Source organism: Kribbella sp. VKM Ac-2571 (genome assembly GCF_004362255.1).
Taxonomy (GTDB): Bacteria; Actinomycetota; Actinomycetes; order Propionibacteriales; family Kribbellaceae; genus Kribbella; species Kribbella pratensis.
The window spans coordinates 149,272-175,202 of record NZ_SNWS01000003.1 but is presented as its reverse complement, the minus strand read 5'-3'; the positions used below and the strand labels follow the sequence as shown (position 1 = coordinate 175,202).

The following is a 25,931-nucleotide window of genomic DNA, read 5'->3' as shown; positions in this document are numbered from 1 at the left end:
GATCACTCCGAGGCGTCTTCGCCGGTGAGTGGGTCGTAGACGTATACCTGGGAGCCGGCGTGTGGGTCGCGGGCGTGGAGCGTGTGGAAGGTCGGACCGAACCGGCCGCCGAGGTCGGCGACGGTGGCGCCTGCGCCGAGTACGCCGCGGACCAGCGCGGGGGGCGCGGTGAGGTCGATCCGCGTGATGACGCCGGGAGTAACCCAGACGGGCTTCTCGCCTGTTTGCCCGGACAGTTGGTGGTGCAGGTGTCCGGAAAGCACGGCGTGCACGTCGCTGCCGGCGAGGACGTGTGCGAGTTCCTCCGGCTCCTGGAGAACGACGGACCGCAGGTACGGAACTGCATCGACCCAGATCGGCGGATGGTGGAGCACGACGATCGATCCGGCCGGCGCGGGTGCGCTCAGTTCTGTCGCCAGCCAGTTCAGTTGGTCGCGACTCAGGACGCCGTACGTTTCTCCGGGGACGAGGCTGTCGAGCGTGATCACCCGCAAGCCGGCGACCTCGCTGACCGCGGCGATCACCCCGTCGAGGCCGGCGGGTCGGCCGATCGGGGAGCCGTCCGGGCCCAGATGACCCGAGCCGAGCGCGGCCGCGAAACCGTCGCGACGATCGTGGTTGCCCGTGCAGTAGACGTGCGGGATGCCGCGTTCGGCCGCGAACTCGCCAACAACGATGCGGACCTTGGCGCACCCCTCAGCGGAACCGTCGTCCGCGACGTCTCCGCTGACGACGACCAGGTCCAGGTCCGGGACGTGTCGTACGTCGTGCAGGAGAGCCTGTAGCGCGGCGAGCCCGTCGACACCGTCCTCATCAGGGCCGGTTCGGCTCACGTGGGTGTCTGACAGGTGTAGAACACGGTGCATGGAGCGACTCCTCGGCGTCGTTGCCGTAGGCACCCAGGCGGTCGATGCCGTTCGCGTCACTCCCTGGTGGTCGTACCCACCCTCGCCAGTCGTGTGAGCTGAGACTACCGCCGCGAAGACGCGCGCTCCGGGTGGGTCGGGCGTGGGAGGCGCAGGGCAGGCGAGCCGCGGTGGCGGGCGGGTCGGGCGGTCGGGGCGGTGGTGCGGTGGTTGCGGAGCATCCAGATCGCGACGGCGGTTGCGGCGATCAGGCCGGCGACGCCGGCGTAGTCGGTGAGGCTCATCATGCGTTCTCTTCTCCAGGGCGGGCGGCTGGCGAGTTCCGCGGGTGTCTGACCGGAAGGTGACGGGAGTTCACCTGCTCCGTGATGACATAACCGTGCCGTGGCTGATGAGTGCCAGATGGAAAATGCTCGCTTCCACGTTGGAATGCCTGCTTAGGTGGTGCCCGGGAGGTGGGGCGGATGCAGGACGGCATGTTGCTGGACGAACGGGAAGAACAGGCGTACCGGCTGCTCGTCGGGCTGTCGGCGGCCAAGGCGGCCGACCTGGCCGAGGTCGCCAAGTTCACGCAGCCGGAGGCCGACGAAGTGCTGCAGCGGTTGCAGGCCAAGGGTTTGGTGACGGCGCAGCCGGCCGACGATCCGGTGTTCCGGCCGTTGCCGCCGGACGTCGCCTTCGGTACGACGTTGCTGCGCCGGCAGGAGTCGCTCGAGGCGGCCCGCAAGACGGTGAGCGCACTCAGCGAGGAGTTCCGGGCCAGCGTGAGCCGGCGCGACGCGCACCACCTGGTCGAGGTCATCGTCGGCGCCACAACACTCCGCGAACGGCTGCGGGACCTGCAGAACTCGGCCCGCGAGGAGATCCTCTGGTTCTGCCGCGCGAACCCGCTCGCGATGCAGGGCGCCGAGAACACCGAGGAGTACGGCGCTTTGTCCCGCGGCGTCCGGTACCGCGCGATCTACGAGCGCGCACTGATCGAGACACCCGGTGAGCTGGACTCGATCGCCGAGGGCGTCAGCTGGGGCGAGGAGGCCCGGGTAGTGCCGACACTGCCGGTCCGGATCGCGATCGTGGATCGGTCGACGGCGATCTGCCCCCTGGTGCGAGACGACGAGCAGAGCATCGGAGAGCCGTCCGCCGCGATCATCAGCCGCGGGCAGCTCCTCGACGCGTTGCTGGCGCTCTTCGAGAGCTACTGGGAGTTGGCCACACCCGTGCGCCTCCACGCCGAGGAGAAGCACGAAGACGAGGGTCTGGACGACTCCGAGCGGCTCCTGCTCTCCATGCTCGTAGGCGGCGTACCGGACAAGTCCATCGCCAACCAGTTGGGTATCAGCCGCCGTACGGTCCAGCGGCGTCTCGACCGCCTCATGGCGCTGGCCGGTGTGGACACCCGCACCGGCCTGGCTTTCCAGGCCGCAAAACGCGACTGGCTCTAGCCAGGCCGGCGGGCTGCCGTACTACTTGACGCCGTACGCGCGGATCACCGTCTGGGTGACCTTCGTGCCGTTCGGGCCGGTTGCCGCGACCTTGAGCGAGACGGTGTCGTGGGCGTTGGGGACGACGGCCAGGTAGTGACCGGAGGCACCGAGCACCACAAGGCGCTGCCAGGTCTTGCCCTCGTCGAACGAGGACCAGGCCTGCAGTCCGGTCGCCCGGAGCGACTCGAATCCGACTACGTGCGTCCGGGCGCTCACCCGGCCGGTCAGGTCGACCGGGACCTTGTAGTCGACCTGCTGCAGTGCGAGCGGCGTTGCCTTGTCGTCCGCCTGCTTGGCCGAGTGGAACTCCCAAGAGGTCTGCGTGCGCGTCCCCCAGTTCCACTCGCCTTCGGAGTCGATGCGCTCGGTGGACAGGTCGAGCTTGTACGCCGCATTGTCGCTGGAGGTGATCACGTCCTCCCACGCGTCCGGAAGCTCAGCCACGACCTGACCGTTGCGGGACAGCGTCGCCGAGGCCTTCGTAGCCTCACCGATCGTGTAGTGCCCGGCTGCGTCCACGAACGACGGGATGCGGAGCGAGAGCCGGTCACCGGTGCGCGTGGACTGGATGCCCGGTGCAGCCGCGGGACGTACGACCGGACCGAACCACGTCTCGTCCGACGAACCGGTCCGGTAGCTACGCGGTACAGACGTCATACCGCCGGCCAGCGGGTTCATGGTGTCCCACGTGTACAGGTGGTGCACCCGGTGCTGCCAGAGTGAGTCACCCGACGTCACCCACTCCTCGCGGACCTTCGGCGTCTCGACGAACCGCTGGGAGTCGTTCCACGAGTACTCCTGCCACGGACGCCACCCGAACCGCTGCTCCTTGGCCCAGTTGAACCCGCCGTTGTCGGCGTACCGCGTGGTGATGCGGGCGCTGTTCGCCGCCGTCACCTTGTAGACGATCTGCGCCGGGATGAACCCGGTGGAGACCTGCTGTACGTCGTACAGGTACGGGCTGGACGTGGTGAGCGTCAGGTCGATGCTCGCGTGGCCCTGACGCGCCCGGGCGATCAGCTTCTGACCGTCCTTGTACGTCGTCACCATGGCTGGGATCGGCTCGCGGTCGCCGACCGGACGCCAGACCGTCCAGGCGGACCAGTCGGCGGGCCGGACCAGGATGACCGCAGCGGCACCGGCCTTCGCGGCTGCTGCGATCTGGTCCTGCTCGCTGCCGTTGCCCCAACCGTCCTCGCTGGAGTCCAGCACCGCCAGCGCGCCCTTGACGCCCTGCAGCGAGGAGTCGGCGTACACCAGTGGGAACCGCCTCTTGCCCTCGTACGACGGCGACTGGTGCAGCAGGTTGATGTCCAACGGACCTGTCACACCGGGGATCGACGCCTGCACCATCGGGGCGACCAGCTGCCAGCGCGACGAGAACTCGAAGCTGCCGTCCTTGACCGGCTTGGTCGGCGTCACGTTCACCTGCTTGACCGTGCTGAAGTGCATGACCCCGTGGCTGATCGACCGCCCGTTGCCGTACTCGCGGTGCACGTAGTAGCTCAGCACCGCCTGCTGCTCCGACGGCTTCGGCGTCTCGATCTTGATCGGGACCGCCTTCCGCGCGTCGATGACGATCTCGGTGTCCTTGTCGACGACGACGTTCGGGTCGGTGAAGAGGCTGGCCTGCTCGTCCTGCGGGTCGCTGTTCTCGACCAGCGAGTGCAGCAGGTAGGTGCCCTCCTCGACCTCGGCGGTGTACGTCGCACCGTTCGGGATCCACGCCAGTACGTCGGACCGCGAGTTGTCGCCGTACAACGAGATCACCGGGACGCCGGTGGGCTGACCGTCCAGGCCGACCGCTCGCAGCGTGACCTTGTGCTTCGGGCCGGAGCGGAGCGCGCCGACCGCGGTGTGCGTGACGACACCGTCGGGGCCGGTGGCAACGATCCAGCCGCTGTACTGACCGCGGCCGAGCTTGGCCGGGTCCAGGGTGAGCGGCACGTCGGCGGTGCCGTTGGCCGGGACCGTGACGGTCGCGGGCAGACCGAAGCCGTCGGTTTCCGGCTGCTTGTCGTCGAGGTTCGTCACCTGGACGGACAGGTTCAGCGTGACCGCGCTGCCGGAGTCGTTCCGATAGGTGATGGTCCGCGTGCCCGCCTCCGCCGTCTGTACGCCGAAGTCCGCCACGCCGCTGGCGGTCACCTTCTGCGCGACGGCCCGGGTGAGGTCGACCCGACCCGCGCCCTGTGCGTACACGGTCTGCTCCGGCTGGGTCTTCGCGGTGCTGACCAGCGCGTTCTTCAACTGGTCAGCCTTCCAGTCCGGGTGCTGCTGCGCGAGCAGGGCCGCTGCACCGGCGACGTGCGGCGTCGCCATCGACGTACCGGAGGCAGCGGTGTAGAGCTCGTCGACCGGGTCGCCCATGACCGTGCCGGTCGCGCGGGCGGCGATGATGCCGACGCCGGGGGCGGTGATCTCCGGCTTCAGGCCCGCGTCACCGAGCCGCGGTCCACGACTGGAGAAGTCTGCGAGCTTGTCCTCGCGGTCCACGGCACCGACCGTCAGCGCGGACGCCGCGGCGCCCGGCGTGCCGACCGTCTCGTCCTGGCCCTCGTTGCCGGCCGCAACCACGAACAGGGTGCCGGTTTGCGCGGTGATGTCGTTGACCGCCTGGCTGAGCGGATCGGTGCCGTCGGTGGCCTCGCCGCCGAGGCTCATGTTCACGACCTTCGCGCCCTCGGACGCGGCCCACTCCATCCCGGCGATGATCCAGGAGTCGTACCCGTACCCGTCGTCGCCGAGCACCTTGCCGACGAGCAGGTCGGCCTTCGGCGCCACACCCTTCCGGGTGCCGCCGGCTCCCGCGCCGGTGCCGGCGATGGTCGCGGCAACGTGCGTGCCGTGGCCGAAGTGGTCCTCGGTGCCGCTCGGGCTGCCGGAGAAGTCCTGGCTCTCCTTGACCTTGCCGTCCAGGTCCGGGTGCGTCGCGTCGACGCCGGTGTCCAGTACGGCGACCTGTACGCCGGAACCCTCGTACCCGGCCTTCCACGCGTCCGGCGCGCCGATCTGCGGGACGCTCTTGTCGAGCACCGGACGGACCTTGCCGTCCAGCCAGATCTTGGTGACGCCGCTGTTCAGCGAGCGGGTGCCGACGCCGGGCTTGAGAGACTTCCACAGCTGCGGCAGTTGGTCCTTCGCGGCGGTCAGGGCGCGGCCGCCGATCGACGGGAGCTGTCGCGTCGTCGTCGTACCGGCGAGGTTCTGCGCAGACCGAATGCCAGGGGTGTCCTTGACGATGAGCGGGAGGCTCGCGGCGTCGCCGTACCCGTCGGCGATCAGCTCGTCGACGTCGAACAGGTCCACGTCCAGGACGCCGCTCGACACGAACGGTACGGCGTCGCTCGGCAGCACGCGGAGTCCGCCGTCGGCCTCGATCGTGTGGAACGAGACGCCTTCGCGGCCGGCCGCGGGGCGGACCGTGGCGGCCTTCTTGCCGGCGCCGGCATCGGTCAGTTCGACGACGTCACCGGTGATCAGCGTGACCGAGGACGTCTTGATCGCTGTGGATCCCGTGGGAGGGGCAGCGGCGGACGGGATCACCGTCGCCGCGCCGAGAGCAAGTACCGCCGCGGTGGTGAGCGCGGCGGCACGTCGGAGGGAGGACATAGGCGGAATTCTCCTTCGAGAGGTTTGGAGCAGGCACACCTCTTCTTCGGACTGAGTTTGCAATCAGGTCACAGCAATCCGCCCTGTCCACCACTGCCGTCCCTGCGACATGGCGCAATGAGGACAGCAACCGGCACCATTCAGTCCATGACACAACAGCTGGTACGCCGGTGGGCCTGGGTGGGGACGTTTCTGATCGGAGCGGGGCTGTATCTGGCCGTGCTGGCGGTGCTGACCGACACCGGGAACCCGAATCTGTTCCCGACGATGATCCTGCTCGGGGCACTCGTAGTACCGCTGACCTTCGTGACGTTCGCCGCCGGCCGGTCCGGGCGGTGGCTGATCGACGGGCCGACGCTCGGGGGTTGCCTGCTGTTCGGCGGAGTGGTCGGGGTCGTTGTCGCGGGCCTGCTCGAGTACGACGCGATACGCCGGCTCGGGACGCGGCCGATGGTCGGTGTCGGGTTGATCGAGGAGGCGGCCAAGCTCGTCGTACCGGCGATCCTCGTGGTGTTCTTCGGGCACCGGTACCGGACCTCGATCGGACGCGGGATCGTCATCGGGGTCGCGGTCGGCACCGGGTTCGCCGTACTGGAGACGATGGGCTACGCGTTCGTCGCGCTACTGCAGTCCGACGGGAACGTCGGCGCGGCCGAGCAGACACTGTTCATCCGCGGCCTGCTCTCACCGGCGGGGCACGCGGCCTGGACCGGTCTGACCTGCTGGGGACTGTGGCGGTTCGTGCTCGAGCCGACCGGCAAGCGGTTCGCCGGCTTCCTCGGCATGTACGCGCTGGCCGTCGCGCTGCACTCCACCTGGGACGGGATCGGCGGCCGCATCACCTACGCCGTCGTCGGCGCGATCTCGATCGGCCTCCTGCTCTACGGCCTCAAGCGCGCCCAGCGCGCCGATGTCCCGGCTACGGTCTAGATCGTGCTGCCTGATTTCCGCCTGGAGACGTACTTCGCGCGCTGGGAGTTCAGCGCGCGCTACCACCTGACCGCGTCGGACGCGCAGACGCTGCCGATGTCCGAGCTGCTGGCGATGGCCGACGACGACGGTCGCGAGCGGTGGGAGTCGCTGACCCTCGGCTACACGGAAACCCGCGGTCTGCCGGCGCTGCGCGAGGCGATCGCGTCGACGTACGCCGAGGTCCGGCCCGACGACATCCTGTGTTTCGCAGGCGCCGAAGAGGCGATCTACCTGGCGATGCGAACGCTGCTCGAGCCCACCGACCACGCCGTCGTCCTCACCCCCAACTACCAGGCAGCAGAAACCATCCCACTGTCCGTCTGTGACGTAACTGGGGTTTCACTGCAGTCCGGCGAAGGCTGGGCACTTGACGTCGACGCGGTAGCAGCTGCTCTACGCCCCAACACCCGGCTCGTGTCGGTCAACTTCCCCAACAACCCGACAGGTGCACTCCCCTCACCGGACGCCTGGTCGCGACTCGTCCAGCTGTGCGACGAGCGCGGCATCATCCTGTTCTCCGACGAGGTCTACCGCGGCCTCGAAGCGGATCCTTTGCCCCAGGCAACAGATCTTTCGGGTATGGCGATCTCTCTCAACGTGATGTCCAAGGCGTACGGGCTGCCCGGCCTGCGGATCGGGTGGGTCGCCTGCCGCGACCGTACCGTCCTGGGTCGGCTCGAACGGGCGAAGCACTACACGACGATCTGCAACGCGGGGCCGAGTGAGGTCCTCGCGTTGATCGCGCTGCGCGCCCGCGACCGCATCTTGGAGCGCAACCGGGGCATCGTCGCGCGGAATCTGCCGCTGTTCGCCGAGTTCTTCGGGCGGTACCCGGATCTGTTCGAGTTCACCGCCCCGGACGGCGGATGCGTATGTTATCCGCGCTACCTCGGCGCTGACGGAGTCGAATCCATGTGCAGCGAGCTGGTCGAGCAGGCCGGCGTACTGCTGCTGCCGGCGAGTATCTACTCGTCCGAGCTCACCGCGACACCGACGGATCGCTTCCGGGTCGGGCTCGGTCGGAGCGGGCCGGACGAGGCTCTGGCGGTCTGGTCCGACTGGCTGGAGAAGCGGCGCTGAAGGTTGGCTGCTCAGCTGATGCGGGTCCAGGTCGGGCCGTCGGTGGTGTCGGTGACCTGAACGCCCAGCTCGGTCAGCTTCGCACGGAGCGCGTCGGCGCGGGCCCAGTCCCGAGCGGCCCGAGCGGCCTCGCGGTCCGCGACCAGTTGATCTACCGCACCCTCGTCGAGCTCCGGCAGCCCGGTCGCAACCGGCTCGACGTCAGCCGGGGTGAGTTGGCCGAACGGCAGCCCGAGTACGGCGGCGCACGCGGCCACGACCGCCCGCTGCCCCGCCTCGGACAGGGCCTGATCACGCAGCGACTCCTGCAGCAACGCGAGCACGCGTGGTGTGTTGAGGTCCGAGCTGATCGCGTCGTCGATCTGGTCGATCACGGCGATAGCCGCAGCGTCGTCACCGGCCGCTGCGCGAGCCTCGTCCGCTGTCGTCACGGGCGGCAGCTCGCCGAGTGACGACGTACGGCGAACCAACCGGCGTAGTGCGGACTGGGCGCTGTCGAGTCCGGCCATCGTGAACTCGAGCTGAGCGCGATAGTGACCGCCGAGCAGGAACAGCCGATAAGCGAGCGGATGGAATCCCTGCTCGGCCAGGTCGCTGACGGTCAGGATGTGACCGGCCGACTTCGAGATCTTCGCCGAGCCGAGCTGCAGGAACTCGTTGTGCAGCCAGAACTTCACCCACGGCTGCCCGTCGCCGAGGTACGCCTCGCTCTGGGCGATCTCGTTGACGTGGTGCAACTGCCGGTGGTCCACACCGCCGGTGTGGATGTCGAAGTGCTCGCCGAGCAGCAGCATGCTCATCACCGAGCACTCGAGATGCCAGCCGGGTGCTCCCCAGCCCCACGGCGAGTTCCAGCGCATCGCCCGCAACTGCCCCGGAGCCTCCGCGCGCCACAGCGCGAAGTCGGTCTTGGCCCGTCGGCCGGGCACCTCCTCGACGCGGGCGCCCTCGAGCTGACCGCTCACGTCGATCAGACCGAGCTGCCCGTACGTCGGATCCTTCGACGTGTCGAAGTACAGCCCGGACTCGATCTCGTAGGTGAAGCCGCGCTCGACCAGCCGTTCCGCGAACGCGATCATCTGCTCGACGTACTGCGTGGCCCGCGGATAGTGGTGTGCGGGCAGGATGTTCAGCGCGGCCAGGTCGGCGAAGAACGCCTCGGTGTACATCGCCGCGATCTCCTCGACCGACCGGCGTTCCCGGGCGGCCGCGACCTCCAGCTTGTCCTCCCCGAGCTCGGCCTCCGCGACCGCGTGACCGACGTCGGTGATGTTGATGACGTGCTCGACCTGCAGGCCCTTCCAGAGCAGGGCCCGGCGCAAGGTGTCCGCGAAGGTGTAAGCCCGCAGGTTGCCGATGTGCGCGTAGCTGTAGACCGTCGGGCCACAGCTGTACAGCCGCACGATGCCGTCTGTGCCGGGGGTGAAGTCCTCGACCCGGCGTCCGAGTGAATTGAAAAGTCGCAACGGCACGGTCACCCGCGCGATGCTACCGGTCGGAGTGTGAGATGGCTCCGGCGAAGGCATGGACAATGCGTGCTGAAGTGAGTACGGTCCGTAAACGGCGTCCGTCCCACGCCGACCTCGACGGTGAGGTGCCGCCCGCCAGTGGCGCCTCGCTGGTGTGTGGGCAGAGCGGGCTGCGGCTGTGCGTCTCGGCCTGATGGGGGCCCATTCACCCAGGTGGGGTGGTGAGCGGCACTCATTCGTTCATCGCCCCACCGGTTCAACTCTTCATCAAGTGTTTGCATGCCGGATGTTCGGCGGCTCGGCATCCTGGGCAGACTGACCTGCGTCCGGTCCCCAACCGCCCCTGGGAGTAGCCGTGTCCCGACTCTTGCGTCCGGCGCTGCTTGTCACCGCCGTACTGGCCCTGCTCGGTTTCGGCATCACGCCGGCCGGGGCCGCCACCTCGATCACGGTCGCCACGGCGATCGGCCGCCAAGACGGTTCGACCGCCTCGGTCACCGGGTACGTGGTCGGCCAGCCGACCGCCACCAGCACCGTTGTCCGCAGCAACTTCCCGAACGACTACGCGCTGGCGCTCGCCGACTCGGCGTCCCAGGCCAGTACGTCGTCGATGCTCTACGTCCAGATCCCGACCGCGTTCCGCGCGTCGTACGGACTGCAGAGCAACCCGAGCCTGCTCGGCAAGCAGATCACCGTCACCGGCACGCTGGCGGCGTACTTCTCGCACCCCGGCCTGAAGAACGCGACCGCCTTCACCGGCGGTGGCGGCACGGACCCGGGCCCGGATCCGGGTGACTACTACGCCGGCGCGGCAGGCAAGACCGGGGCGGCGCTGAAGTCCGCGCTGCACACGATCATCTCGAGCCAGACCAAGCTCACCTACGACCAGGTCTGGGACGCGCTGAAGGTCACCGACCAGGACCCGAACAACAGCAGCAACGTCATCGAGATCTACTCCGGCCGCTCGATCAGCAAGACCCTCAACGGCAGCGACGCCGACGACTGGAACCGCGAGCACGTCTGGGCCAAGTCGCACGGCGACTTCGGGACCGCGACCGGCCCGGGCACCGACATCCACCACCTCCGCCCCGAGGACGTGACGGTGAACTCGGCCCGCGGCAACCTCGACTTCGACAACGGCGGTACGTCGGTCGCCCAGTGCTCCGGCTGTACGGCGGACTCGGACTCGTTCGCGCCCCGTGCGGCGGTCCGCGGTGACGTCGCCCGGATGATCTTCTACATGGCCGTGCGCTACGAGGGCGACGACGGGTTCGCGAACCTCGAGCTGAACGACTCCGTCAGCAACGGCACCGCGCCGTACATCGGCAAGGTCTCGGTGTTGAAGGCCTGGGCTGCGGCCGACCCGCCGGACGCCTTCGAGAAGAACCGCAACGAGGTCATCTACAGCCAGTTCCAGCACAACCGGAACCCGTTCATCGACCACCCGGAGTGGGTCGCGTCGATCTGGCCGTAAGGGTCAGCGGTTCTGCTGTACGTCTTGTTTCGCGCCGAGGGCGGGCCGGTGGTCCACGGTCCGCCCTCCGTTCGTCGTGCGCTGCGCCTGGGGTCTGACCGGTGCTGCGATGCCGGACAGCGCAGTAGACGTGCCGAGCCGGGTCTGTACCCAGTCCTGGAAGCCTGGGTCGGTGACGTGGATCCGGAAATCGGTGCGGGTCAGCAAGCCGCGTGAGATCAGCGTCTTGGACGCGTTGTCGAGGTCCCAGCGATCCGGACTCTCGGTCCGGGACGGGATCGGTACGCCGTGGGTCCCGTGCGCCGCGGTCTTCGCCAGCAACGCCATCTCGTGGTCCGAACAGTTGGCCCAGGCAGCGGCGTACAGCGACTGGGATCGCGTGTTCAGCCGAGAGGCCGCTGTCACGGCGATCTCGGTGGTGATGGTGTTCTGGCCGGGCTGAACGAGCTCGAGGGCCGCGCCGGCCAGTGTCCGCAGCCTGCTCGGGTGGCCCTGTGCGCCCTCCACCAGTTTGTCCACAGCACCCGGCTCACACCGGATACCGGCCTTGGACAGCGGCCGGACAAGTGCCGTGCGCATCTCGTCGGCGTTCATCGGCACCAGCTCGCGGACGTCGAGCTTCAGCTCGGTCTCCGTCCCGGAGCGGCCACCCGATGCCGACAGCAGCCGGGACTCCATCTGGTTGCCGCCCGCCGCGATCAGGAAGGCCGGCTTCCGGTTCTCGTGCAGGGTGGCTGACAGGCCGGTCAGGGCGACCAGATCGGTGTCCGACGCGGCGTCCAGGTTGTCGACCATCAGCACGATCGGTTCGCGGCGTGGGCCGGCCATCTTGCCGAGCTGTTCACCGAGCTCGCTCAAGGTGCGACCGACCGAGTCCTTCGTGACGCCTTCCCACGCCCGGTGGACGCCGATCTTGGGTCCGGGCGCGAGGCCGGCCCGCAGTTGCGCGGTGTTCATCGAGTTCTTGGTCCGGACGGCCATCCGGTTCAGGATCTCTTTCAGCTCCTTGACCTGGTCGGCCGGATACCGCTGCTTGAACGTGTCCAGCTCTTTCTGAACGGCGCGAATGATCCTGGACTCCACCGACTCGCGGCGCGAGGCGCTGAAGCGGATCGAGATCCAGCCTTCCCGGTCGGCCAGCGCCTTGGTCCGGGTCAGCTCGTGACTGGTGCCGATGCCGGGAGGGCCGGTGAACAGCACCGTTGTTCCGATCGGGAGTGCCTGGTCGAGCGAGATCGGCCGGCCGAACTTGTCCTTGCGGTCGATCTGCTCGACGAGCTGACCAGGCGCGCCGAACACCCTGTTGACCGCAGCGCGTTCCCCGGCCAGGTGTACCGGTGCCAGGTTGGCAGCGGGCCGGCCGGCTTCCGGGCCGCGGGCAAGCGCCGGTGTCTGGTCGAGGTGTGTGTTGACCCAGTCCCGGAACCCCTTGTCGGGGATCGTCACGAGCTGGCCGTCGTGCTCCCGGAGCATTCCGCGGGCGACGAGTTCCTGGCGTGCCCTGTCGACCTGCTGCCACTCGTCCGGGAGATCGGGACGGGTCTCGGGCGGCATGTACAGACCGTTCGTTCCCTGCGCTGCGACCCTGGCGAGGAGGTCCTTCTGGGCGTGCGTGGTCTCCGGCTGATTCCACTTGCTCTGGTAGCTGTGTTCCGAGTCCGTCCAGACCCTGACGGTCGCCGCCTCCGCGGCCGCCGCCGTGATCCCGCGCTCCGGCTCCCGCATCGCGACAGCGGCCAGGGCGAACTTCCGCAACTGGCTCGGGTTGCCGTTGGCGGCGCGGACCAGTACGTCGATACCGTCGTGTTCGTACGGGATCTCCGCGGCGTCGAGCGGCTCGGTCAGGAAGACCGCGAGATCCGCGTCGGACAGCGGCTCGAGCTCGCGGACACTGAACTGGTTGGTGATCGTGGTGGCGATGCCGGACATCCGCCGGGACGCGTGCATCAGCGAACTCGTCGACTTCGTGCCGCCGGCGACGACCAGCCACACCGGGCGATCCATTTCCTCGAGATGGATCGCCAGGTCGTTGACGCCCGCCTGGTCGTGCTCCGACGCCGCGTCGATCTTGTCGATCAGCAGCAGGATCGGCTCGTTCTCGTGGCCGGCGATCCGGCCGAGTTCATCGGCGAAGTCGTTCAGCGTGGTACCGAGCTTGTCGTGCGCGGTGGTGTCCTTCTCGCGCTTACCGACGAACTCGACCGGGACGGGACCGCCACCGAGCCGCGCTTCCCATCCCCATCGGGTGTTCCGGCCGCTCTCGGTCAGGTCACGAACCGTCTTGCTGAGGCCGCGTACCCGGCGCTTGCCGAACCTGTCCTGCAGGTCTTCGAGCTTCTTCCGGAACGCGGTGGTGAGGTGGTGCTCGAGCGGTATGTTCTCGGATGCGGTCACCCGGATCGTGGTCCAGCCGTGGAGTTCGGCCAGATCTTCCACCCGGTTCAGTTCGGTGGTCTTGCCCATGCCGGGCGCGCCCTGGAACAGGATCGCTTTGCTCTCCGGCAGTACGCCGCTCAACGAGAGCGGCGTACCGAGCTGGTCCTTGCGCGTGATCAAGTACGCCGGGCGCCCGTCGGCTCCGAAGACCTGGCTCATGGGGACAGCGTGCGGACCGTAGCGGTCCCCGACACGGTCGGTGAGTTACCTACCGGTTAACACTCACCCCCTGGAAGTTGAATTACGCCCCGGCGGCAACCGGTCTACACAGCGCGTCCCGATCGCGCACACCTGAGGCGAAATGCTTGGAAGCGGCCTGTACCGCTGTCACCCTCAGTGCATGAGAACCGGACGAGTGCTCGCTACGCTGCTCGCGGCACCGCTGCTGCTGGCCGGCTTCCCGGCCGTGGCGGCCCAGGCCGCGCCCGACCCCGACCTCAAGATCGACTCGATCACGCTCAACAAGGCCAGCGTCGCCGTCAGCGGACTCAACACCGCGCCGGTCACGGTGACGGTGAAGGGAACGTACGCCGCCGACGCCGGCACGCCGGTGAACGTGATCCTCGAGCGGACCGGCGGCACCGGCCAGGAACGGACGCTGTTCTCCACGAACCTGCCGCGGCTCGCGAACGGCACCTGGAGCGGACCGCTGCAGGTCCCGTCGACGGCGAACGGCACCTTCAAGGTGACCGGCGTACTGACCGGGCCGTTCTTCCCGGGCAGCGGGAGTATGACGGACCCGACGCCGTACGCCGGTCCTTCGCTCGCGGTCACCGGGACGCACCAGCCGAAGATCACCGCGTCGGTGTCCCCGAAGGTGGTGCCGTTCGGCTCCGGCTTCTCGATCACGTGGGCGGTCACCGACGCGCAGACCGGCAAGCCGTACGGGAGCAAGGTCCGCGTCGTCCTCGGGACCGACAACACCTGCGCCGAGTACTTCGGCCCGGGGTACACGAACCTCACCAACACCAGCGGCGTGGTGACCAAGTCCTACCCGGCCTCGGACGCCCAATGGGTCAACTGCCTGCTGCTGCCAGGTAATCCGTCGTCGATCGGCGGACTGGGACTCAACGTCGCGCGGCCCGGCATCGTGTCCGCGACGCCGTCGAAGACCAGCGCAGCGGTCGGCGCGATCGTCCCGGTGAACGGCGTCGTCCAGGGGGCGCCGTCCGCGTGCAAGGTGTATCTGCAGCGGCTGTACGGCGCCACACAGTGGAAGACGGTCAGCCCCGCGGGCAGCATCCGGTCCTACAGCGGAAAGTTCACGCTGAACGCGCAACCGGCGTACAAGGGTCTGATCCCGTACCGCGTCTACTTCCCGAAGTGCTACAACTACCAGGCCGGTGTCAGCAAGGTCTTCTACATCCGCGGAACCTGATCCTCGTTGGGCGGGTGAGTTAGGCTGAGTTAGGTTCACCTAACTTATCCGCCCGAGAGGACCGTGGTCGAGTGACCAGCCCCGCACCCCGCCGTAACCGCGTCAGCAAGCGCGCCGTCGTCCTGAGGACCGAGCGGATCACCCCGCACATGATCCGGGTCGTGCTCACCTCCGACGACTTCGCCGGCAACGGCTTCACCGACCAGTACGTGAAGCTGCTGTTCTGCAAGGACGGCGTCGAGTACCCCGAGCCGCTGGACATGGGCGTGGTGCGGGAGACCTACCCGGCCGAGCACTGGCCGACCATGCGGACCTACACCGTCCGCAGCTGGGACGAGGCTACGCGGGAACTGACCATCGACTTCGTCCACCACGGCGACGAGGGCATCGCCGGTCCGTGGGCCGCGTCGGCGCAGCCGGGCGACGTGCTGTGGTTCAACGGTCCCGGCGGTGCGTACGCGCCGGACCAGGCGGCCGACTGGCATCTGCTCGTCGGTGACGAGAGCGCGCTGCCGGCGATCGGCGCCGCGATCGAGCAGTTGCCGCCGGGTGCGCGCGCAACCGTCCTGGTCGAGGTGGCGGACGAGACCGAGGAGCAGAAGTTCGGCGGCCCGGGCGAAGCCGACGTGCAGTGGTTCCACCGCTCGACCTCCGGCGGTGAACGCGGCAACGGTCTGGTCGCAGCCGTCGAGGCCCTCGATTTCCCGGAAGGTACGCCGCACGTGTTCGTGCACGGCGAGGCCGGATTTGTGTTCCGGATCCGCAAGAACCTGTTCCAGGACCGCGGACTCAGCCGGGACAACGTCTCGCTGTCCGGCTACTGGCGACTCGGCAAGAACGAGGACGGTTGGCAGGCGGAAAAGGCCGAGACCGCCCGCCGCTAACGTTCCTAGAGCCCTCGGATGTAGAACACCCGGCTCACGCCCGCAAGGTATCGGCCGCACTTGGGGAAGTAGACCCGGTACGGGATCAGACCCTTGTACGCCGGTTGCGCGCTCACCGTGTAACGCCCGCTCTGCCGCGTCTTGGCGGTGCTGACACCGCGCCACTGCGAAGCGCCGTACAAGCGCTGCAGCAGGACCGGGCAGAAGGCCGCCGGTCCGAGCACGCTGCCGTTGACCGGAACGATCGTGCCGACGGTCGCGCTCGTCTTCGACGGCACGGCCGACACGACACCGGGCCGGATGACGGCGAGGCCGAGACCGGTGATGTCGAGCGGCGTGCTCTTGATCCGCAGGCAGTTGACCGACTCGCCGGCACTGGACGGGTACGAGTAGGAGACCAGGCCGCCGGTTGTCGTCAGCACGTTGGCCCCGCCCGCTTCCTCGGCGCACTGGTTGTCGACGCCGAGCAGGGCCCGGACGCGGGTGCCGTAGGGCTTACCGGTCGTCCGGTCGGTGATCGCCCAGGTGATCGTGTAGTTCGGGCCGAACGGTACAACCGGTGGTGTCACCTTCGCGGTGATCTTCGGCTGATGCGTGCCGGTGATGGTCAGCGTCGGGCCGTCGACCGGTGTCGGGTCGGGCAGCATCCCGCCTGCCTGCCAGGTGAAGTAGGGGCCGTACGAGACGCCGTACACCTTGTAGGTCCCGTTCGCGGTGGACGGGATGTGCACCGGGCCGGACCAGACCCCGTTCTGCACTGTGCCGGACGTGCGCGGCAGATCGGTCGAGAGCAGCTCGCTCATCGGGCCGGACCCACTGATCCGCTTGATGTACACGAGCAGTACCAGGTTGTTGTCGTCCGGATTGGTCGTGTCGTACTTCGCCGCGACGGTCAGCTTCACCGGAACGGTGTTCAGCCCCGACACCGCGATCGCCGTCCGGTCGGCTGTGACGCTCGTGACCGTCAGTTTGGGATCCACCGCAGCATCAGCTGCCGTGATCCCGGTCCCCACCACTGCCGACGCCACAAGCGCCGCAACCACTCTGTGCCCCCACATGTGAGCAGCGTGGCACTCTGCGGCGGACCTGACTAGACCTCAACTGCTCCGGCGTTCGGTGAGTACGTCGATCAGCGTTGCGGCCTGATTCGTGGGGAGGACCCAGTCCTCGCCGTTCGCCTGCAGGATCACGGCCGGGCCCTGGCCGGCGACCGCGTGGGTCACGGTGATCGGGAAGCGCAGCCGCTCCGAGCCGGAGAGCGAGAACTCGTACGTGCCGGTGATCGCGGTCAGCGGATAGGTGCGGAACTGGTGCGCGGCGCGTGGGACCGGGTGCGACTGGACCGTGACCGAGTCAGCGCCGACGAGGACGGCGGCGAGCGGGATGCCTCGGAGCCGGAAGACCAGTTCGTACGGCGTACCGGCGAGCTCGGGGTCGAACGGGACCAGCAGTGCTCGGTCGGCGGCGCGCGCCAGAGCGAGCCCCGCGACGACCCCGAGGATCAGGCCGGGCAGCGCGAGGATCGCCGGCCACCACACCCCGACCGCCAACGGGAACAGGGTCACCATCAGACCGGCCAGACCGCCGAACAAGCCGGCGACGCCGAGCCACCACCGCGGCTGGTGCCGATGCCGCCGCCGCAGCACGATCCCGATCACCAGCATCGCGACCGGCACGACACAGCCGATCCACGCCGCCGCCGTACCCGTCGCCGCGATCACCGCGACGACCACCAGCAGCACCGCCGGGATCCCCAGGTAAATCGCCGCCACGATCCGCTGCACCCGCCGAAGCCTGCTCTCCACGGCAAAACCCAAGCACATCTTGCCCGAACCACCTACTGTGCAGAGCGTGATCGAGATTCCCGCGAAGCTCGTCCGGAACCACAGCGAGAAGGCCTCCGGCTGGTTGGCCGGGCTGCCCGGGGCGGTCGAGCGGTACGTCGACGAGTGGCAGCTGACCGTGTCCGGCGACCCGTTGAGCGGTGAGGCGTCGCTCATCCTCCCCGTCGTACGGCGTGACGGGACCGAGGCGATGCTCAAACTGCAGAGCGTCAACGACGAGTCCGAGAGCGAGGCGCTCGCGCTGCGGACGTGGAACCACGACGACGTCGTCGAGGTGTACGAGGACGACCCGGAGACGTCGACGCTGCTGCTGGAAAGGCTCGAACCGCGAACGCTCGACGACCTGCCGGACGACGTCGAGGCGACCCGGATCCTCGCCGAGCTCCTCAACCACCTGAGCGCCGTACCCGCCCCACCCGGCATCCGCCGCCTCTCGGACATCGCCGCCGGGATGATCGAGGACGCGCCCCGCGTGATCCCGATGCTCGCGGACCCGGCCGAACAGGCGTTGGCCTGGAGGTACGTCGCGCAGGTGACCGAGCTGCTGCCGGAACCCGGTGACCGCCTCCTGCACTGGGACCTGCACTACTACAACGTGATGGCGGCGAAGCGGCAGCCTTGGCTGGTGATCGACCCGAAGCCGCTGGCCGGCGACCCGGCGTTCGAACTCATGCCGGCGGTGTGGAACCGGTGGGACGATCTGGTGGCGACCGGCGACCTCTCGCAGGCGATCCGCGACCGGTTCGACCTGATGCTCGAGGTGACCGGCACCGACCGGGATCGTGCGCTCGGGTGGACGGCAGGGCGGATCCTGCAGAACGTGCTGTGGTTCACCGCCGACGGCGATACCCGGATCGAAGCGGAATTGAAGGCGGTGTCCGATGCCCTCTACGTGTGATTACATGATTACGTGACTACCCCGACGCTGTACGAGTGGGCCGGCGGGCACGAGGCGCTGCGCCGGCTGACCGAGGTGTTCTACGACAAGGTGCTCGAGGACCCGATCCTCGCACCGGTCTTCGCGCACATGAGCGAGAATCACCGTGAGCACGTGGCGATCTGGCTCGGCGAGGTGTTCCGCGGCCACAGCCGCTACACCGACGAGCTCGGCGGCTACCCGGCGATGCTGTCGCACCACCTGAACCTCGGGCTGACCGAGGAGCAGCGGTCGCGCTGGGCCGCCCTGATCGCGAGCAGCGCCGACCCCGCCGGCCTCCCGGACGACCCCGAGTTCCGCTCGGCCTTCGTCGCGTACGTCGAGTGGGGTACGCGGATCGCCCTGGCGAACTCCCAGCCCGGCGCAACCCCGCCACCGAAGGCCCCGGTCCCGCACTGGGGCTGGGGCGAGGCCCCGCCGTACCAGCCCTGACAAGCGTTGGGGGTCCTGTGGTTGGGTAGAGTCCCGGTTCACGTTGTGTCTGCCGGCGGGGATGCGAGGGTTTACCTGTGACCGCTCAGCTCGAATACCCCGACGTTGAACATTCTGATGCGCTGCTGTCCGTGCAGGGCCTGTGGAAAGTGTTCGGGCCCAAGGCCCAGCGGGTTCCGCGCCGGCCGGAGCTCGCGGCTCTCGACCGCACCGACCTGTACGCGAAGACCGGCTGTACGGCGGCCGTCCGCGACCTGAGCTTCGACGTCGCGCCCGGTGAGGTGTTCGTCGTGATGGGGCTGTCCGGTTCGGGTAAGTCGACGCTGGTCCGCTGTCTCACCCGCTTGATCGAGCCGACCGCCGGTGGTCTGTTCTTCGAGGGCGAGGATCTGCGCGCGGCCGACGAGAAGCGGCTGCGCGCGCTGCGGCGGAGCAAGTTCTCGATGGTGTTCCAGCACTTCGGGCTGCTGCCGCACCGCAAGGTGATCGACAACGTCTCGTACGGCCTGGAGATCCGCGGCGAGAGCAAACCGGACCGGCGGCGCCGCGCCCAGGAGGTCATCGACCTGGTCGGTCTGGCCGGCAACGAGCACCTGTACCCCGAGCAGCTGTCCGGCGGCATGCAGCAGCGGGTCGGCCTGGCGCGGGCGCTCGCCAACGATCCCGACGTACTGCTCTTCGACGAGCCGTTCTCCGCGCTCGACCCGCTGATCCGGCGGGAGATGCAGACCGAGGTCGTGCGGCTGCATCGCGAGGTCGGCAAGACGATGGTGTTCATCACCCACGACCTGTCCGAGGCCCTGAAGCTGGGCGACCGGATCCTGTTGATGCGCGACGGCGCCGCGGTCCAGCTCGGCACCGGCGACGAGTTGGTCGGTGCGCCGGCCGACGACTACGTGCGTGAGTTCGTCCGCGACGTCCAGCGTGCCGACGTACTGACCCTGCGATGGATCGCCCGGCGACCACGCGACGGCGAGCCGTTGGACGGACCCGAGCTCGGTCCGGACGTCCTGGTCCGCGAGGCGACCCGTCTCGTGCTGGAGGCGGACCGGCCGGTCAAGGTCGTCTCGAACGGCACGTTGCTCGGTGTGATCGGTGACGAGGAGATCCTCGCCGTCGTCGCGGACAACTGATGGCCGCCATCACCAGCGACGTGGAGGTCGAGGTACGTCGGCCACGGCGCAGCGTGGTCGTCGGGGTGCTGCTCGTCGTCTGGGTCGCCGCGTACTTCGTCCTGCGTGGGATCGACACGCTCGTCCTCGGCGGGCAAGAGACCACCCCGCTGCATCGCTGGCTGACCGAACATCGCGACGACGTCGGTCAGGGCAACGTGTTCTTCGAGGCGATCCGGATCGTCGTCGACCACTTCGTCGTACTGCTGCAGAACGTCATCTCGCAGCCGTCGTTCGACCGCCCGGTCCCGGTGATCGGGTGGCTCGGTGTGGTCGCGATCGCGTCGTACTGCGCTTGGGCGTTCGGCAACTGGAAGGTCGCCGCACTGACCGCGGCCGGGCTCGGATTCGTCGGGATGCAGGGGTTGTGGCAGGAGAGCATGGACACGCTCGCGTTGACCGTCGCGGCTGTGCTGCTGTCGTTGCTGTTCGCGATCCCGCTCGGCATCTGGGCCGGCCTGTCTAACCGGGCGTTCCGGGTTGCGACGCTGGTGCTCGACCTGATGCAGACGCTGCCGACGTTCGTGTACCTCGCGCCGTTGACGCTGTTCTTCGCGATCGGGCCGGCCGCGGCGACGATCGCCACCCTGATCTACGCGGCGCCGCCCGCGGTCCGGCTGACCGCGCACGCGATCCGCTCGGTGCCACCGGAGAGCGTCGAGGCTGCGCGCTCGCTCGGCTCGACCCGCGGCCAGACATTGCTGAAGGTCCTGCTGCCGATGTCGCGGTCGACCGTTGTCGTCGGCATCAACCAGACCATCATGGCGGCGCTCTCGATGGTGACCGTCGCCGCGCTGATCGACGCACCGGGCCTCGGCCAGACCGTGCTGAAGGCGCTGCAGACGCTGGACGTCGGCGTCGCGTTCAACGCCGGGCTGGCGATCGTGGTGATCGCGATCGTCCTCGACCGGGTGACGACCGCAGCGGGCGACCGGCCCTGGCGTACGGCGAGTGTTCGGCGGAAGGTGCTCCTCGGCGCAGGCGCTCTTGCGGTGCTCATTGCCGTCTGGTTCTCCCGCACCTACGTGTGGGCGGCCGAGTTCCCGTCGGACGTGAACGTGGGTTCGCGGATCGCTGTGGTCGCCACGGACGTGACCGACTGGGTGCAGAACGTTTTCGGCGGGTTCACGTACGGCGTGCGGGACGCGGTCACCATCGGTCTGCTGAACCCGCTCGAAGCGCTCCTGACCGGGTCGCCCTGGTGGCTCGTCAGCGCGGTCGTCGTCGCGTTGGCCGCCGTACTCGGAGGTTGGCGCGGCGCCGTACCCGCGGCCGTGTGCCTCGTGTTGCTGGTGGCAACTGGCGTGTGGCAGGACAGCATGGTCACGCTGGCCTCGACGTTGCTCGCGACGGTCGTGGTCGTGGCCGTCGGGCTCGCGCTCGGTGTGTGGGCCGGGCGGAACCGTCGGGTCGACACCTGGATCCGGCCGGTGCTGGATGCGGGGCAGACGATGCCGCCGTTCGTGTACCTGGTGCCGTTCCTCGCCTTGTTCGGGACGAGTCGGTTCACCGCGATCGCGGCCGCGGTGGTGTTCGCCGTACCGGTGACCACCAAGATCGTTGCGGACGGCATCAAGGCGGTGCCGGTCGCGACCGTCGAGGCGGCGAACTCGGTCGGATCGAGCGCCTGGCAGGTGATCAGCAAGGTGCAGCTGCCGGTGGCGCGGCGGGCGATCACGCTCGCGGTCAACCAGGGGCTGATCTACGTGTTGTCGATGGTGGTCGTCGGCGGACTGGTCGGCGCCGGCGCGTTGGGGTACGACGTGGCCGCCGGCTTCGCGCAGAGCGAGCTGTACGGCAAAGGGCTGGCCGCCGGGCTCGCTATCGTCCTGCTGGGCGTCATGCTCGACCGCATCACGCAGGCGGCGGCCCGCCGTACCCAAGATTTCCAAAGTAGAGGAGACAAGCGGTGAAGAAGCTCCGGTACGCCGGTGTGCTGACGGCGGTGGCGCTCGCGTTGACCGGGTGCGGCGGGGAGAAGATCGGTTCCCAGCCGCAGCCGAGCGCCGGCAAGGAGTGCGGCACCTTCAACCTCACGGTCAGCCCGTGGGTCGGGTACGAGGCGAACGCCGCCGTCGTGGCGTACGTCGCGACCAAGGACCTCGGCTGCAAGGTGGTCAAGAAGAACCTCAAGGAGGAGATCGCCTGGCAGGGCTTCTCCACCGGCGAGGTGGACGTGAACCTGGAGAACTGGGGGCACGAGGACCTGAAGAAGAAGTACATCACCACCGACAAGGTCGCGGTCGAGGCGGGTTCCACCGGGGTCAAGGGCGTGATCGGCTGGTACGTGCCGCCGTGGATGGCCGCCAAGTACCCGGACATCACCGACTGGAAGAGCCTCAACAAGTACGCCGCGCTGTTCAAGACGTCGGAGTCCGGCGGCAAGGGGCAGCTGCTCGACGGCGATCCGTCGTACGTGACGAACGACGAGGCGCTGGTGAAGAACCTGGCGCTGAACTACAAGGTCGTGCAGAGCGGCAGCGAGACCGCGCTGATCCAGGCGTTCCGGGACGCGGAGAAGAACAAGCGGCCGCTGCTCGCGTACTTCTACGAGCCGCAGTGGTTCTTCAACGAGGTCAAGCTGGTGAAGATCAACCTGCCCGCCTACAAGGCCGGTTGCGACGCGGTCCCGGCGAAGATCGCCTGCGACTACCCGCCGTACGACCTGGACAAGATCGTCTCGAAGAAGTTCGCCGACTCCGGCACCCCGGCGTACGACCTGGTCAAGAACTTCAAGTGGACCAACGAGGACCAGAACGCCGTCGCCCGCATGATCGCCGTAGACAAACTGACCCCCGACCAGGCCGCCGAAAAATGGGTCAACGACAACCAGTCCAAGGTCAACGCCTGGCTCGGGAAGTAGTAACCAAATCTAGTTCAACAGGCTCACCCGCCTGATGCGTGGATGATCAGCTCGAGCCGGGGTCGTGGGACAGGAAATGGTGGGTCGGAACCTGCTATTGCCTATCCCCAGTCACCTGCACCTGTCCCCACTCCCCACCCCACCCCGGCCGGGCGTGCGATCGTACAAACTGTTTGTAGTACAAACAGTTTGTACGATCTTTCAGGCTGGTGAGCTGGGGTTGATTCTGGCTTTGAGTCGGTCTACGTCGAAGCGTTCACCTGGTGGCAGCGGTACGCCGATCTGCTGGCGTAGTGCTGTTGCTTCGGCGAGTAGTTCGAGGGCGCGGTCGGGGTTCTCGGTCGCGCCGGCCAGGCCTTCGAGTGCGAGGGCGACTGCTCGGCGGTCGCCGATCTCCCGGGCGAGCCGGAGACCGCGCTGGTGCAGGGTGCGGGCTGTTGCGTAGTCGCCGCGTTGTTCGGCGATGTAGCCGAGTTGGTTGGTGATGAAGGCGATGCCGGGGGTGCCGCCGACCCGGGTCAGCCAGTCGAGCCACTTGGTGAAGTGCCGCTCGGCGTCGTCGAGGCGGCCCTGGCGACGGGCGGTCAGGCCGAGACCGACCTCGGCGTACTCCTCGGCCGACTTGTTGGACTGCTCGATCGCCAGCTGCCGGGCCCGCTCGTGCAGCTCGTCGGCCCGCGCGTAGTCGCCGGTCAGCAGCGCGATCCGGCCCAGGCCCGCGGTCCGGAACGAGACCTCCGCCCACAGCCCGAGATCCTCCGCGTGCCGGATCGCATCCTCCAGGTACGCCGTGGCGGTCGGATAGTCACCGCTGATCTCGGCGGCCACGATCAGCGCGTACGTCGCCTGCAGCCGTCCCCAGTCGTCGTCGAGGGCGTCGAACAGTTCGAGGCTGCGCAGGCTGTCCCGGCGCATCGCGCCCAGATCCGCGCGCACGATGTGCAGCTGCGACCGAGTGCTCAGCGCCGCCGCGAGACCCCAGCGGTCGCCGCGCTCGGTGAACGCCTCGATCGCCCGGTCGATCCGCGTGAACAGCACCTCCGGGTCGCCGTACGCCCAGCGGGTCATGGTCAGGAACCAGAGTGCGTGCGGGTCGTCGCCGACGGCTCGCAACGCTGCTTCACCGGCTTCTGCGACATCCGTGCCCTCGGCGTCGGTCGCGGCCATGCCCGCCAGCCAGACCATGGCCTGTGCACGGAGCGCCGGTTCCTGGTCGGGCAGTGCGAGGGCGGCGGTGAGCGTACGACGTGCTTCGCCGAGCCGGCCGCGCAGGTACCGGTACCAGGCGAGCGCTGTCGCGAGCTCGAGGGAGGGCGGGGCGGCCCGGAAGTTCGCCGCCTCCTGGTCGAGCCGGTGAAGCCATTTCCGCTGGCCGGGCCCGTGCAGGTCGGCCCGTTGCGCGAGCGCGAGGTAGTAGGCCGCGTGCCGGTTCCGGACGGCTGCCTCCTCGCCGGCCTCGCGTAGCCGTTCCAGGCTGTAGGCAGCGACCGACTCGAGCAGTCGGTACCGACCGTCGCTCGCCGCCACCAGCGACTTGTCGACCAGCGCCAGCAGGTGGTGCTCCGGCAGAGCGCTCACCTCGGCCGCAGCCTCCACGGAGAACGTGCCGGCCTGGACCGCGAGTCTCCGGAGCATCTGGCGCTCCTCGTTGTCCAGCAGGTCCCAGCTCCAGTCGATGGTGGCCCGCAGCGTGCGCTGGCGTTCCGGCCCACCCTTGCCACCGGTCAGCAACCGGAAGCGGTCGTCCAGACGCTCGGCGAGTCCCTGGACACCCAGCGCGCGCACACGGGTCGCCGCCAGCTCCAGTGCGAGCGGGATGCCGTCGAGCCGTTCGCAGATCGCGGTTACGTCGTCGGTGACACCGGCCCGGGCCCGGAACAGCTCTCCCGCGGCTGCTGCTGTCAGGGGCGGTACGTCGAGGACTCGTTCACCAGTGAGGCCCAGCGGCTCCCGGCTGGTCGCGAGTACGCGTAGACCGGGAGCTGCTGCGAGCAAACGCCGTACCAGGTCTGCCAGGTCGAGGTGCTCGCAGTTGTCGAGGATCAGCAGGAGCTGCCTGCTGCTGAGTGAATCGAGCAGCCGCGGCAGGAGGTCGGTTGACTCGTCGCGGAGACCGACCGCGGTGGCCACCGCGTCCAGCACGTCGTCTTGCTGAAGCGGAGCGAGCTCGACCAGACGCGCGTTGGGCGCGCCGCGACCGAGCTCCAACGCAAGACGCGTCTTACCGACTCCACCGGGACCGACCAGCGTCAGCAGCCGGTTCGCGGCGAGCTGTTCTTGTGCGTCGGCCAGCGTCTCGTCCCGGCCGACCAAATCGTTCAGCGGCTCCGGGAGCGAGGTCGGGCGGCGGAGCTCGTGGCGCAGGATCGCCTGGTGCAGTTCCTGCAGCTCTGGCCCTGGGTCGGCGCCGAGCTCGTCGGCCAGTGCCTTGCGAAGCTCGGCGTACCGGTCGAGCGCCTCGTGCTGGCGCCCTGCTCGGTAGAGCGCCTTGAGGTGCGCAGCGTGCACTCGCTCGTCGAGCGGGCGCTGCTGGACCAGTGCGGTCGTCTGCTGCAGTACGTCGTCACCGCGGTCGGACAGCTGCTCGATCGCGGTCAGGTAGAGGTCCTCCAGGTGCTCGCGGGTCGCTCGGGCGAACTCGTGGTCGGCGTATGGCTGTCCACGCCACAGTGCGAGCGCTTCCGGTAGCCGGCCCGCCCGCACGTGCTGCTCGAAGATGTTGCTGTCGACAACGTCCGCGGCCAGCGTGTAGCCGGCCGGGCCGTACTGGACGAGGCTGCGCGCGCCAGGCTCGGCACGGTCCAGTGTGGTGCGCAACTGGGAGACGCGGGCCTGCAGCGTGCCGGTCGCGTTGCGAGGCGGCCGGGTGCCCCACAGGTCGTCGATCAGCCGGTCCGCGCTGACCGGGCGGCGTTGGTTCGCCAGCAGATCGAGGAGCAGCGTCCGGACCTTCGTGTCGGGTACGGCGACCGGTTCGCCGGTGTCCGTCCGCACGAGCAGCGGACCGAGCACCCCGAAGTACATACCC

19 protein-coding genes are annotated in these 25,931 nt (G+C 68.6%); 11 read left to right on the top strand and 8 right to left on the bottom strand.

All coding sequences use genetic code 11. From position 1 onward, the window contains the following. Positions 1–2: 2 nt before the first annotated feature. Positions 3–866, bottom strand: a complete 864-nt coding sequence (locus EV651_RS08095) for a metallophosphoesterase (protein WP_133783688.1) — start codon at positions 864–866, stop codon at positions 3–5. Between the two features lie 104 nt (positions 867–970). After that, positions 971–1,153 carry a hypothetical protein gene (locus EV651_RS08090; RefSeq protein ID WP_133783686.1) on the bottom strand — a complete coding sequence of 61 codons (183 nt, stop codon included), beginning with the start codon at positions 1,151–1,153 and terminating at the stop codon, positions 971–973. Positions 1,154–1,330: 177 nt separating this feature from the next. Between EV651_RS08090 and EV651_RS08085 the strand changes: the two genes are divergently transcribed. Further along, on the top strand, positions 1,331–2,308 hold the full coding sequence (locus tag EV651_RS08085; protein WP_133783684.1) for a helix-turn-helix domain-containing protein: 978 nt from the start codon (positions 1,331–1,333) through the stop codon (positions 2,306–2,308). A 21-nt stretch (positions 2,309–2,329) separates the two neighbouring features. On the opposite strand, the gene EV651_RS08080 is transcribed toward EV651_RS08085, so the two are convergent. Further along, positions 2,330–5,962: a S8 family serine peptidase gene (locus tag EV651_RS08080; RefSeq protein WP_133783682.1), complete on the bottom strand. Its 3,633-nt coding sequence runs from the start codon at positions 5,960–5,962 to the stop codon at positions 2,330–2,332. A 147-nt stretch (positions 5,963–6,109) separates the two neighbouring features. Between EV651_RS08080 and EV651_RS08075 the strand changes: the two genes are divergently transcribed. Together EV651_RS08075 and EV651_RS08070 are read left to right on the top strand one after the other, a co-directional pair. Beyond that, complete coding sequence (locus EV651_RS08075) at positions 6,110–6,892, top strand: PrsW family intramembrane metalloprotease (RefSeq protein WP_133783680.1); 783 nt, start codon at positions 6,110–6,112, stop codon at positions 6,890–6,892. 3 nt (positions 6,893–6,895) lie between these two features. Further along, a complete protein-coding gene (locus EV651_RS08070; RefSeq protein WP_238156738.1) occupies positions 6,896–8,014 on the top strand; it encodes an aminotransferase class I/II-fold pyridoxal phosphate-dependent enzyme in 1,119 nt (372 codons plus the stop codon). 11 nt (positions 8,015–8,025) lie between these two features. On the opposite strand, the gene cysS is transcribed toward EV651_RS08070, so the two are convergent. Continuing rightward, positions 8,026–9,492: a cysteine--tRNA ligase gene (cysS, locus tag EV651_RS08065; protein WP_202870221.1), complete on the bottom strand. Its 1,467-nt coding sequence runs from the start codon at positions 9,490–9,492 to the stop codon at positions 8,026–8,028. A gap of 346 nt (positions 9,493–9,838) precedes the next feature. Between cysS and EV651_RS08060 the strand changes: the two genes are divergently transcribed. Then, the gene (locus EV651_RS08060) at positions 9,839–10,957 is read left to right on the top strand and encodes an endonuclease (protein ID WP_238156737.1); all 1,119 of its coding nucleotides are present in this window, start codon (positions 9,839–9,841) and stop codon (positions 10,955–10,957) included. A 3-nt stretch (positions 10,958–10,960) separates the two neighbouring features. On the opposite strand, the gene EV651_RS08055 is transcribed toward EV651_RS08060, so the two are convergent. Further along, a complete protein-coding gene (locus tag EV651_RS08055; protein ID WP_133783676.1) occupies positions 10,961–13,552 on the bottom strand; it encodes an AAA family ATPase in 2,592 nt (863 codons plus the stop codon). Between the two features lie 181 nt (positions 13,553–13,733). Here EV651_RS08055 and EV651_RS08050 point away from each other — a divergent pair, with 181 nt between their 5' ends. Together EV651_RS08050 and EV651_RS08045 are read left to right on the top strand one after the other, a co-directional pair. Then, the gene (locus tag EV651_RS08050; RefSeq protein WP_133783674.1) at positions 13,734–14,771 is read left to right on the top strand and encodes a hypothetical protein; all 1,038 of its coding nucleotides are present in this window, start codon (positions 13,734–13,736) and stop codon (positions 14,769–14,771) included. Between the two features lie 71 nt (positions 14,772–14,842). Continuing rightward, positions 14,843–15,655 carry a siderophore-interacting protein gene (locus tag EV651_RS08045; protein WP_133783672.1) on the top strand — a complete coding sequence of 271 codons (813 nt, stop codon included), beginning with the start codon at positions 14,843–14,845 and terminating at the stop codon, positions 15,653–15,655. Between the two features lie 5 nt (positions 15,656–15,660). On the opposite strand, the gene EV651_RS08040 is transcribed toward EV651_RS08045, so the two are convergent. Both EV651_RS08040 and EV651_RS08035 read right to left on the bottom strand, forming a co-directional pair. Then, entirely contained in the window at positions 15,661–16,635 is a 975-nt protein-coding gene (locus EV651_RS08040; RefSeq protein WP_133783670.1) for a hypothetical protein, read from the bottom strand. Positions 16,636–16,752: 117 nt separating this feature from the next. Continuing rightward, a complete protein-coding gene (locus EV651_RS08035) occupies positions 16,753–17,460 on the bottom strand; it encodes a hypothetical protein (protein WP_133783667.1) in 708 nt (235 codons plus the stop codon). Positions 17,461–17,479: 19 nt separating this feature from the next. Here EV651_RS08035 and EV651_RS08030 point away from each other — a divergent pair, with 19 nt between their 5' ends. The 5 genes from EV651_RS08030 (at position 17,480) to EV651_RS08010 (ending at position 22,903) form a co-directional block, all read left to right on the top strand. Next, complete coding sequence (locus tag EV651_RS08030; RefSeq protein WP_370352281.1) at positions 17,480–18,397, top strand: aminoglycoside phosphotransferase family protein; 918 nt, start codon at positions 17,480–17,482, stop codon at positions 18,395–18,397. 12 nt (positions 18,398–18,409) lie between these two features. Beyond that, complete coding sequence (locus EV651_RS08025) at positions 18,410–18,868, top strand: group II truncated hemoglobin (protein ID WP_133783664.1); 459 nt, start codon at positions 18,410–18,412, stop codon at positions 18,866–18,868. Positions 18,869–18,945: 77 nt separating this feature from the next. Then, positions 18,946–20,001, top strand: a complete 1,056-nt coding sequence (locus tag EV651_RS08020) for a glycine betaine/L-proline ABC transporter ATP-binding protein (RefSeq protein ID WP_133783662.1) — start codon at positions 18,946–18,948, stop codon at positions 19,999–20,001. After that, positions 20,001–21,953, top strand: coding sequence for an ABC transporter permease subunit (locus EV651_RS08015; protein ID WP_133783660.1), 1,953 nt, complete (start codon positions 20,001–20,003; stop codon positions 21,951–21,953). Before EV651_RS08020 ends, EV651_RS08015 begins: the two co-directional genes overlap by 1 nt. Beyond that, complete coding sequence (locus EV651_RS08010) at positions 21,950–22,903, top strand: ABC transporter substrate-binding protein (RefSeq protein WP_133783658.1); 954 nt, start codon at positions 21,950–21,952, stop codon at positions 22,901–22,903. The genes EV651_RS08015 and EV651_RS08010 overlap by 4 nt, the downstream gene beginning before the upstream one ends. Positions 22,904–23,104: 201 nt before the next feature. On the opposite strand, the gene EV651_RS08005 is transcribed toward EV651_RS08010, so the two are convergent. Then, positions 23,105–25,927 (bottom strand): BTAD domain-containing putative transcriptional regulator, encoded by a 2,823-nt coding sequence (locus tag EV651_RS08005; RefSeq protein WP_133783656.1) that lies wholly within the window; start codon positions 25,925–25,927, stop codon positions 23,105–23,107. Between the last annotated feature and the right edge of the window lie 4 nt (positions 25,928–25,931).

What these genes read in the sequence shown, in the direction of transcription:
- EV651_RS08005 (WP_133783656.1), bottom strand. Translation starts at nt 25,927, where the DNA reads ATGTACTTCGGGGTGCTCGGTCCGCTGCTCGTGCGGACGGACACCGGC.
- EV651_RS08090 (WP_133783686.1), bottom strand. Translation starts at nt 1,153, where the DNA reads ATGATGAGCCTCACCGACTACGCCGGCGTCGCCGGCCTGATCGCCGCA.
- EV651_RS08095 (WP_133783688.1), bottom strand. Translation starts at nt 866, where the DNA reads ATGCACCGTGTTCTACACCTGTCAGACACCCACGTGAGCCGAACCGGC.
- EV651_RS08050 (WP_133783674.1), top strand. Translation starts at nt 13,734, where the DNA reads ATGAGAACCGGACGAGTGCTCGCTACGCTGCTCGCGGCACCGCTGCTG.
- EV651_RS08085 (WP_133783684.1), top strand. Translation starts at nt 1,331, where the DNA reads ATGCAGGACGGCATGTTGCTGGACGAACGGGAAGAACAGGCGTACCGG.
- EV651_RS08075 (WP_133783680.1), top strand. Translation starts at nt 6,110, where the DNA reads ATGACACAACAGCTGGTACGCCGGTGGGCCTGGGTGGGGACGTTTCTG.
- EV651_RS08015 (WP_133783660.1), top strand. Translation starts at nt 20,001, where the DNA reads ATGGCCGCCATCACCAGCGACGTGGAGGTCGAGGTACGTCGGCCACGG.
- EV651_RS08055 (WP_133783676.1), bottom strand. Translation starts at nt 13,552, where the DNA reads ATGAGCCAGGTCTTCGGAGCCGACGGGCGCCCGGCGTACTTGATCACG.
- EV651_RS08080 (WP_133783682.1), bottom strand. Translation starts at nt 5,962, where the DNA reads ATGTCCTCCCTCCGACGTGCCGCCGCGCTCACCACCGCGGCGGTACTT.